Source organism: Lysinibacillus sp. NPDC093712 (assembly GCF_050280025.1).
Lineage (GTDB): Bacteria > Bacillota > Bacilli > Bacillales_A > Planococcaceae > Lysinibacillus.
In genome coordinates this window covers 226687-241119 of record NZ_JBNNUU010000004.1, presented here as the reverse complement: position 1 = coordinate 241119, position 14433 = coordinate 226687, and the positions used below count along the sequence as shown (strand labels likewise).

The following is a 14433-nucleotide window of genomic DNA, read 5'->3' as shown; positions in this document are numbered from 1 at the left end:
TGAACACTTTATAATAAAATTCATCAAAAGTGTTATTAAATCAATGTTTTAGTATAAAATATTGTACTTCTCAGGAGTACAATTGTTCATATGTGGAGGTTTGGAGAAATGGAAAAGATTATGGTTACAGGTGCTCTTGGTCAAATAGGCTCTGAGCTAGTAGAAAAACTTCGTAGTATTTATGGAGAGGACAATATATTGGCGACGGATATACGAAAGCTTGAACATACTAAGGGTCCATTCGAAGTACTGGACGTGACAGATGGACAAAGGATGCATGATTTAGCTAAGGATTTCGGGGCAGATACGATGATGCATTTGGCAGCATTATTATCTGCAACAGCGGAAAGAAATCCGTTACTTGCCTGGAATTTAAATATGGGTGGTTTGATGAATGCGTTAGAAGTTTCCCGTGAGTTAAATTTGCAATTTTTCACACCAAGTTCAATCGGTGCATTTGGACCATCTACACCTAAGGATGATACACCACAAGATACGTTACAGCGCCCAACAACTATGTATGGTGTTAACAAAGTAGCCGGTGAATTATTATGTGACTATTATTTTAATCGTTTTGGTGTAGATACACGTGGGGTACGTTTCCCAGGTTTAATTTCTTATGTAACTCCTCCTGGAGGCGGTACGACAGACTATGCGGTTGAAATATTTTATGAAGCAATTCAGCAAGGGAAGTATACTTCGTATATTCAAGAAGGAACTTACATGGATATGATGTATATGCCGGATGCATTACAAGCTATTGTAGATTTAATGGAAGCTGACAGTAGCAAGTTAATTCACCGCAATGCATTTAATATTACTGCGATGAGTTTTGAGCCATCTCAAATAGCGGCTGAAATTAAAAAGCATTTGCCACAATTCCGTATGGATTACAAGGTAGATCCAGTGCGTCAGGCAATTGCTGACAGTTGGCCAAACTCTATCAATACAGAGGCAGCTAAAAATGAATGGGGCTTCAAAGCGGAATATGACTTAGCTAAAATGACGGTCGATATGTTAGAGAAATTAAAAATTAAGCTGCAAAAAAAGGCTATTTCATAAAAAACATATATTAAAATCAGAAGTTTGTACTATAAAGCAGGTGAGGAAAACAATTTTGTTTTCTTTGCCTGTTTTTTTGTCGAGAAAAGATATGAATGGATATATTAAAAAGATGGATAGGAAAGAAAAAGTGAGTATGAAAAAGAAAATTTTTGGAATATATAGCATCGTAATAAATTTTTTAATATAATCATATTCAGAATATTAATATTATTCTGTTAAAATGGATGTTAATATTCTACAAAGTTTGGGGGAATTCACAAGAAGAAGGGATGATGTTTTATGATGCAAGCACCGTTAGTATTAACAAACTTTTTTAAGCGAGCAGAAAGTTATTTTGCTAGAAAGACAATCGTGTCACGTACAAGCCCACATAAAATTCACCGTTTGACATATGGAGAATGGGCGAAGAGAACCCGTCGATTAGCAGATGCGCTTACAAAGCTGGGGATGGAAAAGGGGAAGAAGATTGGTTCCTTCGCTTGGAATCAGCATCGCCACTTAGAGGCGTATTTTGCGGTGCCATGTGCTGGTGCTATATTGCATATGGTCAATATTCGATTATCGGAAGAACATTTAATTTATATTATTAACCATGCGGAAGATGAAATTTTAATGATCGATGAAGATCTTGTCCCTATCATTGAAAATATTGCATCTGAGTTAAAGACGGTAAAACACTATATTATTATGACAGATGAAGATACTCTACCAGAGACAACATTACCGAATGCTTTGTCTTATGAGGAATTATTAGCATCTGCGGATGAAAATTTCGAATTTCCGGATGATTTAGAAGAAGAAGCACCAGCAGGTATGTGTTATACAAGTGCAACGACAGGGAATCCAAAAGGCGTTGTTTATTCTCATCGTGGCTTAGTGCTACACAGTATGATGCTTAGCATGTCAGATTCCATGGGTATTGCTGAGCGTGATGTGGTAATGCCGATTGTGCCGATGTTCCATGCAAACGCATGGGGTTTACCATTTGCGAGTGTCAATGTGGGAGCAAGTCAAGTACTGCCAGGCCCTCAATTTACTTCTGATTTAATTTTAGATTTAGTGGAGCAAGAAAAGGTGACATTGACGGCAGGTGTACCGACAATTTGGATTGGCGCATTACAGGAACAGGAGAAGCGTGAGCGAGATATTAGTTCGCTACGTGCGATTTGTTGTGGTGGTTCGGCATCACCAACACGTTTAATTCGTACTTTTGAAGAAAAGTACGGTATACCGTATATCGTTGTCTATGGGATGACAGAGACGACACCAATCGTTGCATTATCGAATTATATGTCGTGGATGGATGAATGGCCGATTGAAAAACGAATTGAAGCGCGTGCTATGCAAGGTATGACGATGGCTGGTATTGAGTCTAGTATTGTCAATGATAATGGAGAGGTGCCATGGGATGGTGAGACGATGGGGGAATTACGTCTACGTGGTCCTTGGATTTCACATGAATACTATTGTGACGAGCGTACGAAAGATGCATATCGAGATGGTTGGTTATTTACGGGAGATATTGCGGTACGAACGGCGGATGGCTTTATAAAAATCACCGATCGTACAAAAGATTTAATTAAATCTGGCGGGGAATGGATTTCATCCGTAGATTTAGAAAATGCATTAATGACACATGACGCAATTTTTGAAGCAGCGGTAATTGCAATTCCACATGCCAAATGGCAAGAACGTCCGCTTGCTTGCGTAGTTTTAAAGGAAGGGATGTCAGCAACGGAAGAAGAATTGTTAGCATTTTTGGAAAGGCAATTTGCAAAATGGTGGGTGCCAGACGATATTGTATTTTTGGATGAAATACCAAAAACGTCTGTCGGCAAATTTCTAAAAGCTAAATTACGAGACAATGTGGCGGAATTTTATCCGAAATTAAGTACGCTTGTGTGACATGATAAAAGGCATCGAGAATATATTTCTCGATGCCTTTGTCTTTTTAGCCTTATGATTGTAGCCGTTGATTGGAGTGGAACGCATCCAAGTAACGAAAATCAACCGCTTTTGGAGCTATTATTTATTCAACATATTGAAAACTTGTTCAACGTCTTTATCTCCGCGACCTGAAATATTAATGATAATACTCTCTTCAGGTGATAAAGTAGGAGCTAATTTTAATGCATGCGCAACAGCATGCGAGCTTTCCAATGCAGGAATAATTCCTTCAACTTTAGAAAGTATTTGGAATGCTTCAAGTACTTCTTCGTTTGAAACTGTTACATACTCACCGCGACCGATTGTTTTTAAATAACTATGTTCAGGACCTGCGCCAGGGTAGTCAAGACCAGCTGCGATAGAATACGTTGGCAGTGGATTACCTTGTGCATCTTGAAGTAGTAAGCATTTGAAACCATGTAATTCACCTGGAGTACCTTCATTCAATGTCGCTGCTTTATCGGGCTCAATACCGATTAAGCGAACTCCTTCATCAGCGATATATTCTGCAAATGCACCGATTGCATTACTGCCACCACCAACACAAGCAAGCACTGCTGCTGGGAGCTTACCTTCTTTTTCTAAAATTTGTTCACGACTCTCGCGGCTAATTACCGATTGGAAATGCTTCACCATTGAAGGGAAAGGATGTGGTCCTACGGCAGAGCCTAATAAATAGAAAGTTGTTTCATAGTTTTCTACTAAATCAGCAAATGCCTCGTCTACTGCATCTTTTAAACGCCCTTGCCCTTTATCTACTGCAACGACTTTCGCACCGAGTAGCTCCATACGGAAGACGTTTAATGCTTGACGCTTTGTATCTTCTAGCCCCATGTAGACTGTACAATCCATGCCAAACATTGCGCAAGCTGTTGCTGTGGCAACACCGTGTTGACCTGCACCTGTTTCTGCTATTACACGATTAGCACCCATACGTTTTGCAAGTAATATTTGACCTAGTACATTATTAATTTTATGGGAACCAGTATGATTAAGATCTTCACGCTTTAAATAAATCTTAGCGCCGCCTAGTTGCTTTGTTAAGTTTTCAGCAAAATATAGTGGCGATTTACGACCTACATATTCACGGAAATAATAATCTAGTTCATTAGTAAATTCCGCATCATCCTTATATTTCTGGAAATTCTCATCTAAAATATTTAACACATTTTGAAGTTCTTCAGGAACGAAGCTACCTCCAAATTCACCAAAATATCCTTTTTGCTCGACTGTTGTACTCATCTGTTCTCGACTCCTCTAATCTAATTTTCCATAAAAAAAAGCCACTTCAATCCCTCTATAAAAAGGACGAGTAACCGTGGTGCCACCTTTATTCGCAAAATTGCGCGCTTGTGTACTCCTGTAACGGGGAGTTAGTTCGGCCACCTATTACTGAGGCTGCTCCAAAGTCCATTCACAAGTTCATACTACTGATTTGCACCATCCATCAGCTCTCTAAAAGTACAAGTTCTTGCTACTATTCTTTTTCTTAGCATTTATTATTGAAAAATTTTAAAGTATTTTCAAAATAGTGTCAAGAGAAAGAAAATGGATTTTTGATGCAAGGATTATCGAAGTCGCAAAAGCTTCGAGAGGTCAAAAAAAGACGAATCTAAAAAGACTCGTCTGTTAAATCAAGTTTTTGAAATTTAAGCGCTTATTGAGTATATACATAATCGGCGCACCGACTGCTAATACAACAAATTCGCCTGCTGCGACTGTTAGCCACGTCCAGAAGAATGGTAATTCTAGTGCTAAGTTTAGTTCGAAAGCGATAATAAACATCGTGCAAGTAAATAAAAGTGTGTTAATAATTAATCGCGCCCATATATTTTTCACAAATTTACAAATAACAATAAATAGGCCAAGCGTAATCATTGTCTGCCCAACGCCGAAAACTAAATCGTAAGCACCGAGTGGTGAAAATAAATTGGAAATAAAGACACCCATAATAATCCCAACGGCAAAGCGAGGGTTAAAGGCAACTAAATGATTAAAAATTTCCGAAACGCGGAATTGCACCTCTGTAAAACCGAATGGTGCGACTAGCAAAGTAACAGCAATATAAAGCGCGGCAATAATGCCACTTGCTGCTAAAAATTTTACTTTCATATTCATTTCTCCTTAGTTTTTTTTCGTGGGATGGTTACGAACCACGTAGAGCAAGTGCTATCATATCAGTGTTGGTGCGGGTTTGTAAATAGGTATGTGTAAAATGCGTATAGATAGAATATTCATAGTATTTCATCTTATAGGTAGAGTGTAAAAATAACGAATTGTTTAAGTATAAAGTATTGGTGTACCGACAGAAAAAATGTCGGTTGAAATGGCGGTATTGTGTTAGATAAAATTAAATTAACTCGAGTATATGTAATGTAAATTTACTATAGTAACAATTTTAAATGACTTTAGAAATAAAAGGTGATTTGGAAAAGGAAAAAGGGGTGCAAAGCATGATTAGAATATTTAAACTTACACTTCTTCTTTTGATTTTTTCTATTATAAAACTTATGGGAATTTTATCATTCAACAATGACAACTCATACAGGAACTGTTGGGGTCACTACGGTTTCCAGTGCTACTTATTCAGTTGCCTCAACTAGTAATTATTATGCATCGTTAACAATCTTAAGGACAAAACGGGATGTGTTAGGTTATTAGATAGGATAAAGTAAAATAATCTTATCCATAACTGGAGGGATGTCGTTTGAAGAAAATTGCATCTTTGCTTATTGGGGTTTTAATCTGTCTCGTTGGCTGCGACAATACGGAATCTGGAATTTATCAAGGGCGAGATTTAAAAATTGGCGTAATTGGGGCGATTCCAGAAGTAAGGGAAGAAAATATAGATTTTCAAGATATTACTTTTGAGGAGTTAAAAAATAATACGGAATCCCTATCTAAAGAGCTAGATGCCATTATGATTATGAAAGAATTTTTACATGAAGCAGATGATGACCGATATGTAGCTGCTTATAGGTCGTTAACAATTCCTACATTTTTTATGCAATCGCCTAAAGTACATGTACCATTTGTCAATGAAGGTGTTCATTTTGATGATATTATCGAAGTTGACCCTGCTAATTTCGCAGCAGGATTTCTCGATTTAGGAACAGATGAGGAAATTAAAGAACATACATGGAGATATAAGTTGGAAAAGAAACAGAATATTCGAGATGTTTACTCGCGAATTTTTGCTACTATTGAATCTGTAAGTTCCTTATAAGTAGTATTTTAAACAGAAGAAGTATTCCAATTTATTTTTAAGACCAGGTTTTATAAACCTGGTCTTTTTATGCACGTATAGACTTATGGATTAGGGAAGCAACCTTTAAATTTCGCAAAATTGCCATACAATTTTTTATTATATTACAAAAGAATTATAACGCTAGAAATGTAGCAGTTTAGCGGTTTAAAGCGCCAAATTGTACGAAAAAGTAAAATATTTTGTCAAATATAAAAGTCAGAACATTCATAATGTTGTTGACGAATATCAATAATAACGATAATATAGCGATACATTCACACTTTGCTAGAGTGAAGTGTGATAGATAATAGAGATATTAGTCGGGGGGATTAATTGTGAAGCGCAATATGACAAAGCTTTCGTTCCTATTATTTGGATTAGTATTACTGCTTGCTGCTTGTGGTAGCGGAGGTTCTAGTTCATCTGATTCAAAAGGCGACGAAAAAAATAATGCAAGTGAGAGCGGTAGTGTAGATCAAAAAACATATAAAATCGGGATTACGCAAATTGTCGAGCATCCATCTTTAAATGCGGCAACAGAAGGATTTAAAAAAGCGATTGAGGATTCTGGCTTAAAAGTGGAATATAATCAACAAATTGCACAGGGTGATAACAGTTTGAATACGACAATTGCCAATAACTTAGTAAGTGATGGCGTAGATTTAATCTTTGCTAACTCTACACCTTCAGCACAAGCAGCTGCTACTGCAACTAGTGAAACGCCAATTATCTTTACTTCAGTAACAGATGCAGTTGGTGCGCAACTAATTGAATCAATGGAGAAACCAGGGAAAAATGTAACAGGTACGATTGATTTACATCCTGAAACGATTTCTAAAACGGTAGCATTCTTAAAAGAACTAGGTGCTAAAAATGTTGGTATGGTCTACAACGCCGGTGAGCAAAATTCAGTAGCACAAGTATCAGAAGTGAAAAAGGTTATGGCTGAGCAAGGGCTTGCAGTAAAAGAAGCTTCAGCTGCAACTTCAGCGGATGTAAAACAAGCTGCTGAATCATTAATTGGTAAAGTAGATGCATTCTATATCATTACAGATAATACAGTAGTTTCTGCGTTAGAATCTGTCATTGATGTTGCTAATGCAAATAAATTACCACTTATCGTAGGAGAACTTGATTCTGTGGAACGTGGTGGCTTAGCAGCATTCGGCTTTGAGTACTATGATATCGGTTATGAGGCTGGTCAAATGGCTGTAAAAATTTTAAAAGGTGAGGCAACGGCTGCTGATACACCAGCTCAATATCCTCAAAACTTAAAATTAGTAGTAAACAAAAAAGTAGCTGATGATTTAGGAATCGAAATTAAAGATTCTTGGGGCGCAGAGCTATTAGAGAAATAATGCAAAAGTGAAGTCAATTTTAAGCTGAAGCGGGGGAGGATTAACCCCGCTTTATCTTCATTTTAATTTGCTTCAGCAGAAGTCTATTGCTCCTATAGCGGGGAATGAATGCCAAAGTACTACCAATACATTGGGGTTTAAAACCTAACCGAGTTAAGATAAAGCCCACGGCGGATGTCATAGATTATGAGTTGCTTTTCGAGCAAACTTGAAAAAATAAAGACACGATTACGACGAGACGTAAATGATACGATAATTTTAGGAGATGATTCAACGATGTTTACAGCTATATTTGGCTCAGTGGAGCAAGGAATCATCTATGCAATTATGGCACTCGGTGTGTACTTAACATTCCGTGTGTTAGATTTTCCGGATTTAACGGTTGATGGAAGCTTTGTAACAGGGGCGGCAACAGCAGCGACAATGATTCTGCTTGGCTACCACCCAATCTTAGCGACTTTAGTGGCAATTGTTGCTGGATTTATTGCAGGATGTATGACAGGAATTCTTCACACAAAAGGGAAAATCAATCCGCTATTATCAGGGATTTTAATGATGATTGCCTTGTATTCTATTAACCTACGTATCATGGGGTTAACTGCAGAAAATACGATAGGTCGTCCGAATATTCCATTGTTAAACTCTGAAACATTGTTTTCAAAGTTTCAAACATTTTGGAGTAATTTAGGTATTGATGATGCATTAAATAACGTATTAAAAAGCATCGGCATTCAGCAAGTACCGTCAACTTGGGGTACGTTGATTGTAGTTTTACTCATCACGATTTTAATTAAATTTATTGCGGACTGGTTCTTAAAAACAGAAGTCGGGCTAGCTATCCGAGCAACAGGCGATAATAAACGAATGATTCGTAGCTTCTCTGCGAATACAGATACGCTTATTATTCTTGGGCTAGGTCTTTCAAATGCACTTGTCGCATTTTCTGGAGCTTTAATCGCACAATATTCGAAGTTCTCGGATGTTAGTATGGGGATTGGTATGATTGTGATCGGCCTTGCTTCTGTCATTATAGGGGAAGCGATCTTTGGCACAAAAACAATTATGCGAACTACTTTAGCTGTAATCGCAGGTGCTATTATTTACCGCATCATTTTAGCGTTAGCATTACGCGTTGATTTCCTTGATTCAGGCGATATGAAATTAATCACGGCGATTATCGTTATTTTAGCGCTTGTCGTACCTCAATTTGTCGAAAAAAATAAAGAACGAAAGCGCAAAGCAAAGCGTGCAGCAGAACGTACTCAAGTAAAACCGGTAGAGCAAGGGGGAAAAGGCCTTGCTTAAATTAGACGGCATTAACAAAATTTTTAATGAAGGTACACCTGATGAAAAAATCGCACTTGCTGAAATAAACCTGCATTTAAAGCCAGGTGATTTCGTTACAATTATCGGTAGTAATGGTGCTGGTAAATCAACGATGATGAATATGATTTCAGGCGCGTTAACACCTGATTTCGGTTCTATTTTAATAGACGGTAATAACGTGACGGGGTTGCCGGAATATAAACGCTCGCATTTTATTGGGCGAGTGTTTCAGGACCCTATGGCGGGGACAGCACCAACAATGACAATTGAGGAAAATTTAGCACTAGCATATTCAAGAAATAAGAGTCGGGGATTGCATATAGGCGTTGATAAGAAGCGCCGACAAGTTTTTAAGGAATCATTAGAGATGCTTAGCTTAAACTTGGAAAATCGTCTATCGGCAAAGGTTGGTCTTCTTTCTGGTGGTGAGCGTCAGGCGTTATCACTTTTAATGGCCACGTTTACGAAGCCATCGATTTTATTGCTAGATGAGCATACAGCAGCCCTTGACCCTTCGCGTGCTGAGCTTATTACACGCATTACGAAGCATTTAGTTGAAAAGGATAACCTTACAACGCTGATGGTAACACACAATATGCAACAAGCATTGGATTTAGGAAATCGGCTCATTATGATGGACAAAGGTCAAATTATTTTGGAAGTCGGTGAGGATCGTAAACACGAACTCACAATTCCTGATTTAATGGCTGAATTTGAACGCATTCGTGGAGAGAAAATGAATTCAGACCGTGCGTTGCTAGGATAAAGATTTAACGCCCCTACATGAGTATGGGCGTTTTTATTGTCCTGGTGAAAATTCAGAATTGTTTCGGTGCCTGGCACTTTAATATACAATAAGGAATGATTTAATGAAAAAAATTTATTTTATCCTCTTAGTTGCAGTCGCTATAGTAATTGTCTTTGTTTTAAACCATAAATACGAAGATAAACAGGATCAAGCTATTTACGTTGCGACAAATGGAAGTGATGAAAATGTTGGTACAAAATCAAAGCCATTCCGCACACTAAAAAAAGCGGCGTCAGAAGCCAACTCCGGTACTACTGTCTTTATACGAAAAGGAAATTATCATGAAAAACTTGTCGTCAAACATAGTGGAACCAATTCAAGACCAATTACATTTAAAGCCTACAACAAGGAGAAGGTTGTTCTTAGTGGAAAGAACCTGAAGGATGTTGAAGGGACAGCCTTAGTGACGATAAATAATAAAAATTACGTGACCATCAGTGGACTGACTATCCAGGATTTATCAACGGATATAGCAGACGAAACAGTAATGGGCATTTATGTAACAGGCTCTAGTAGCCATATCACGATAGAAAATAATAATGTGCAGCGCATTGAAACCGATGCAGTTGATGGGAATGGCCATGGGATCGCTATATATGGAACTGGCACAATGAAAGATATAAATATTTTACATAATACGTTGGAAGACTTGAAACTCGGGGCAAGCGAATCTCTTGTTCTAAATGGAAATATTGACGGCTTTAAAGTGGAAAATAATACAGTCCGCCGTAGTGATAATATCGGGATTGATCTAATTGGTTATGAAGGCACTTCCCATGATAAAAAAGTGGACTATGTGCGGAATGGGATTGTAAAGAATAATATAGTTTATGAAATATCCTCTTACGGCAATCCAGCTTATGGGGAGGATTATGCTGCTGGCGGAATTTATGTAGATGGTGGAAAGAATATAACTATTGAAAAGAATACCATTTATAAAAGTGATATTGGAATTGAAGCAACGTCTGAGCATGCTAAAAAATACGCTGATAACATTAAAATAATAAACAATATTATTTATGAAAATTATTACACAGGGATATCAATTGGTGGGTATGATGAAGATCGGGGAGGTACAATCAATTCTACTATCTCTCAAAATATTCTTTATCGAAATGACACGAAGGGGCTAGATGGGGGACAGCTATTAATACAATATGATACAAAAAACAATGTAATAGAAAGAAATATTTTAACCGCTGGACCATCGCGGATTTTTATCTCGAACTATTTTACAACCAATCAAAACAATAAACTACAAAAGAATGTATTCCATAAAGAAAAAGGAGAAAAGGGTGTTTGGATATGGAAAGAGCAAGAATATACAGCTTTTTCTAAATTCCAAAAAGCCTCAAAAAGTGATGAGAAATCTAGTTATATCGATCCAGAATATCAAAATGCAAACAAATATGATTTTAGGCTGAAAAAGGATTCGCTTGCAAAAAAAATTGTATTCTAATTTTACCTACAAATTCAGAATTGTTTGAGTGCCTGACACTAAAAAATCCACTTTGCTCACTGAGGGTAAAAGGTAAGCCGCAACCTTCGCTGTCGCGCTGTTGCGGCTTACCTTTTTGTGCTATTCCCACAGGAGTCTACGTGAATTTTTACTTAATTATTAAAGTAATTTTCAGAATTGTTTGAGTGCCAGGCACTATACGAGTAATCCAAATAATTGGATATCATTATTTACTTCTTTGTAGTTGAAGCCAAACTCTTTCATCCGTCTTAGCAAGCCGTCATAGTCATCGCGATTACCTAGCTCGATGCCTACTAAGGCAGGGCCGCTTTCCTTGTTGTTTTTCTTTGTATATTCAAACGTAGTAATATCATCATTTGGCCCTACAACACTTGTAAGGAATTGGCGTAGTGCACCTGCACGTTGAGGGAAACTTACGATGAAGTAGTATAGTAAGCCTTCATGAATTAAAGATTTTTCTTTAATTTCTTGCATACGCCCAATGTCATTATTACCACCGCTAATAATTACAACGACAGATTTGCCTTTAATTTCTTCTTTATAGCTGTCGAGAGCAGCGACTGATAATGCGCCAGCTGGTTCAGCTATAATAGCGTGTTTATTGTACAAATCTAATATTGTTGTACATACTTTTCCTTCGGGTACGAGTACGATATCGTCTAAGTAACGGCGACAAACATCATATGTGTGGTGACCGACGCATTTTACGGCAGCACCATCAACGAATTTGTCAATCCAATCAAGAGCCACTGCACCGCCCTCTGCAAACGCGGCTTTCATACTGCCTGCGCCGGCTGGCTCTACACCGATAATTTTACTGTTAGGGGAGAGGTTTTTCACATAAGCTGAAACACCTGACATTAATCCGCCACCGCCGATACTACCGAATACATAGTCAATTGGTTCTTCCATGTCATTCATTATTTCAACAGCGACAGTTCCTTGTCCAGCGATGACGTCGAAATCATCGAAAGGGTGGATAAAGATTTTACTTTGTTCCTCACAGTAGACCATTGCACTTTCAGCAGCATCATCAAATGTATCTCCTGCTAAAATAATTTCAACATAATCACGGCCAAACATTCGGACTTGGTCGATTTTTTGTTTAGGGGTCGTTTGAGGCATAAAAATGCTGGCTTGAATCTTTAGTTGTGCACAGGCATACGCAACACCTTGCGCATGATTCCCAGCGCTTGCACAAACAACACCTGCTTCGCGAGCTTCTTCCTCAATTTTTTTAATTTTATAATAAGCACCACGTAGTTTAAACGAGCGAACATGTTGTAAATCTTCACGTTTGAAATAAATGTGGGCTCCGTACTTCTCCGATAAATAATCGTTTTTCTGCAGTGGTGTATGCACCACTACATCTTTTAAAAAGTGATGTGCAATTAAAATATTTTCTACTTGCACAGTTTTAGTATCAGTTACTTCCATAGTATTCATCCTCCGTTTTACGTATAAAACATTCATCTATGATAGCATATTTATCTCGTCTTTTGTTATAAATTTTTAGTAAATTCTAAATTTTCGGTGTCTATTTTATTATAGCGTTTTATTGGGGCAGCATAATTGGTTATGTTCGAGAAAAAACGTCTATTATTCGAGTTTAGTAGAAATTAATTGTTTTGAATTTTTTAAAAATGATAAGTGGGTGACACCTCATAACGATGATTGGCGAGCATATACTAGATTAGTTTAGGACAAGTAGGGGGGAAGAAGTTGGACATTATTCATGGGATACTATCTACATATATGCAATTTTTCGATTGGGACATGTGGAAAAAAGTATTGGCAGACCCAGTATCGTGGGGATTAATTTCATCGCTCGTTGTAATTGAGGGATTACTTTCAGCAGATAATGCCCTCGTACTAGCGGTACTTGTCAAACATTTACCGGATAAGCAACGTAAACGGGCATTAATGTATGGTATGCTCGGCGCTTATTTTTTCCGTTTTTTATTTATTGGAATTGGTGTGTATCTCGTAGAATTTTGGTTTATTAAAGTGTTAGGGGCTTTGTATTTAGGGTGGATTAGTATCGCTCATTTTTTACAACTAGGACAAGAGGATAGTGTCAAAGAAGTAAAAAAATCTGGTTTAATGGTACGTGTTTTTGGCGTATTTTGGGCAACAGTTATTGCTGTTGAGTTAATGGATATTGCCTTTTCGATTGATTCAATATTTGCTGCTTTTGCGATATCTGATCAAGTTTGGGTACTATTAATAGGCGGAATGTTAGGCATTTTAATGATGCGAACAATCGCAGGATTATTTTTAATTATTATTGAAAAAATACCAGAGCTAGAGGCAACTGCTTTTATCATCATTGGCATTATTGCAATCAAGATGTTAGTGACTGTGTTTGGTATATATGTACCTCATTATTTATTTTTTGTTATATTAGTGATTGCGTTTGTTTTAACGATGATTATCCATGTAATCAATAAATTAAAAGTAGCTAAATAAAAGCGGTCGTGACCTTTTTAGGGCACAACCGCTTTTCGTATTATTTTATATAATTGTCAGGGTTAACAATGTAGAACTTTTCAACATTAAGCCAGCTTTCGCTCATTGGCTCGCCGTCGTCAATACGTTTTTCAGTTTCTTGCATCATCCAACCTGTTTGTGAAGCGTGAGCTTGTAATGCCTGTAATTTATCCATCTTCATTTCACGAATATCGATTTCTACATGTGGCTCACCGTTTTTAGAGAGTGTATCATTGGCAAAGGCACACGCTAAAATTTGAGGGCGCGCTGCTTTAGGCATGCGACGAACAGCCTCAACAACAGCACGTGCTGTTGCTTCATGGTCAGGATGTACTGCAAAGCCTGGAAGGAAAGTGAAAATAAGCGATGGCATTAATTCTTCGATCAAGCCTTCCATGAGCTTGACCATTTTTTCATCGTCTTCAAATTCAATTGTTTTATCCCGTAGGCCCAACATACGTAAATCTTGAATACCCATAGCATCCGCTGCATCAACTAGCTCCTTGCGGCGAATTTCTGGCAACGATTCACGCGTAGCAAAAGGTGGATTTCCTAAATTACGACCCATTTCACCCAATGTTAAGCAGGCATATGTAACAGGTGTATTCATTTTCTTTGTATAATAGGCAATCGTTCCAGCAACTGAAAAAGCCTCATCATCTGGGTGCGGGTAAACAATTAAAATATGACGTTGTGGTTGTAAATTCAAATA

General features: G+C 37.6%; 12 protein-coding genes, 1 riboswitch and 1 other annotated feature. Of the genes, 8 read left to right on the top strand and 4 right to left on the bottom strand.

Features of this window, described 5'->3' with window-relative positions; all coding sequences use genetic code 11:
* Positions 1-108 precede the first annotated feature (108 nt).
* Positions 109-1062, top strand: a complete 954-nt coding sequence (locus ACQKNX_RS16635; protein ID WP_427429837.1) for an L-threonine 3-dehydrogenase — start codon at positions 109-111, stop codon at positions 1060-1062.
* A gap of 282 nt (positions 1063-1344) precedes the next feature.
* Positions 1345-2970 (top strand): long-chain fatty acid--CoA ligase, encoded by a 1626-nt coding sequence (locus ACQKNX_RS16630; protein WP_427429836.1) that lies wholly within the window; start codon positions 1345-1347, stop codon positions 2968-2970.
* A gap of 120 nt (positions 2971-3090) precedes the next feature.
* Here ACQKNX_RS16630 and trpB read toward each other — a convergent pair whose 3' ends face one another.
* On the bottom strand, positions 3091-4254 hold the full coding sequence (trpB, locus tag ACQKNX_RS16625; RefSeq protein WP_427429835.1) for a tryptophan synthase subunit beta: 1164 nt from the start codon (positions 4252-4254) through the stop codon (positions 3091-3093).
* Between the two features lie 59 nt (positions 4255-4313).
* Positions 4314-4512 (bottom strand) — a binding site (T-box leader).
* A 129-nt stretch (positions 4513-4641) separates the two neighbouring features.
* The gene (locus ACQKNX_RS16620) at positions 4642-5124 is read right to left on the bottom strand and encodes a QueT transporter family protein (protein ID WP_427429834.1); all 483 of its coding nucleotides are present in this window, start codon (positions 5122-5124) and stop codon (positions 4642-4644) included.
* A 6-nt stretch (positions 5125-5130) separates the two neighbouring features.
* Positions 5131-5175: riboswitch (PreQ1 riboswitch) on the bottom strand.
* 544 nt (positions 5176-5719) lie between these two features.
* On the opposite strand from ACQKNX_RS16620, the gene ACQKNX_RS16615 reads away from it, so the two are divergent.
* From ACQKNX_RS16615 to ACQKNX_RS16595, 5 genes are all read left to right on the top strand, one after another.
* The gene (locus ACQKNX_RS16615; protein ID WP_427429833.1) at positions 5720-6238 is read left to right on the top strand and encodes a hypothetical protein; all 519 of its coding nucleotides are present in this window, start codon (positions 5720-5722) and stop codon (positions 6236-6238) included.
* 356 nt (positions 6239-6594) lie between these two features.
* On the top strand, positions 6595-7617 hold the full coding sequence (locus ACQKNX_RS16610; RefSeq protein ID WP_427429832.1) for an ABC transporter substrate-binding protein: 1023 nt from the start codon (positions 6595-6597) through the stop codon (positions 7615-7617).
* Positions 7618-7893: 276 nt separating this feature from the next.
* A complete protein-coding gene (locus ACQKNX_RS16605; RefSeq protein ID WP_427430032.1) occupies positions 7894-8922 on the top strand; it encodes an ABC transporter permease in 1029 nt (342 codons plus the stop codon).
* Positions 8915-9709 (top strand): ABC transporter ATP-binding protein, encoded by a 795-nt coding sequence (locus ACQKNX_RS16600; protein WP_427429831.1) that lies wholly within the window; start codon positions 8915-8917, stop codon positions 9707-9709. Before ACQKNX_RS16605 ends, ACQKNX_RS16600 begins: the two co-directional genes overlap by 8 nt.
* A gap of 103 nt (positions 9710-9812) precedes the next feature.
* Positions 9813-11210 carry a right-handed parallel beta-helix repeat-containing protein gene (locus ACQKNX_RS16595; RefSeq protein ID WP_427429830.1) on the top strand — a complete coding sequence of 466 codons (1398 nt, stop codon included), beginning with the start codon at positions 9813-9815 and terminating at the stop codon, positions 11208-11210.
* Positions 11211-11405: 195 nt separating this feature from the next.
* Here ACQKNX_RS16595 and ilvA read toward each other — a convergent pair whose 3' ends face one another.
* Entirely contained in the window at positions 11406-12668 is a 1263-nt protein-coding gene (gene ilvA, locus ACQKNX_RS16590; RefSeq protein WP_427429829.1) for a threonine ammonia-lyase IlvA, read from the bottom strand.
* Positions 12669-12953: 285 nt separating this feature from the next.
* On the opposite strand from ilvA, the gene ACQKNX_RS16585 reads away from it, so the two are divergent.
* Positions 12954-13700, top strand: coding sequence for a TerC family protein (locus ACQKNX_RS16585; protein WP_427429828.1), 747 nt, complete (start codon positions 12954-12956; stop codon positions 13698-13700).
* Between the two features lie 40 nt (positions 13701-13740).
* Here the strand turns inward: ACQKNX_RS16585 and bshB2 are convergent, their stop codons facing one another.
* Complete coding sequence (gene bshB2, locus ACQKNX_RS16580; RefSeq protein ID WP_427429827.1) at positions 13741-14430, bottom strand: bacillithiol biosynthesis deacetylase BshB2; 690 nt, start codon at positions 14428-14430, stop codon at positions 13741-13743.
* Between the last annotated feature and the right edge of the window lie 3 nt (positions 14431-14433).

Excerpts from the sequence above, each read along its gene's own strand:
- ACQKNX_RS16620 (WP_427429834.1), bottom strand. The coding sequence starts at position 5,124 with ATGAAAGTAAAATTTTTAGCAGCAAGTGGCATTATTGCCGCGCTTTAT.
- ilvA (WP_427429829.1), bottom strand. The coding sequence starts at position 12,668 with ATGGAAGTAACTGATACTAAAACTGTGCAAGTAGAAAATATTTTAATT.
- ACQKNX_RS16630 (WP_427429836.1), top strand. The coding sequence starts at position 1,345 with ATGATGCAAGCACCGTTAGTATTAACAAACTTTTTTAAGCGAGCAGAA.
- ACQKNX_RS16605 (WP_427430032.1), top strand. The coding sequence starts at position 7,894 with ATGTTTACAGCTATATTTGGCTCAGTGGAGCAAGGAATCATCTATGCA.
- ACQKNX_RS16595 (WP_427429830.1), top strand. The coding sequence starts at position 9,813 with ATGAAAAAAATTTATTTTATCCTCTTAGTTGCAGTCGCTATAGTAATT.
- trpB (WP_427429835.1), bottom strand. The coding sequence starts at position 4,254 with ATGAGTACAACAGTCGAGCAAAAAGGATATTTTGGTGAATTTGGAGGT.
- ACQKNX_RS16635 (WP_427429837.1), top strand. The coding sequence starts at position 109 with ATGGAAAAGATTATGGTTACAGGTGCTCTTGGTCAAATAGGCTCTGAG.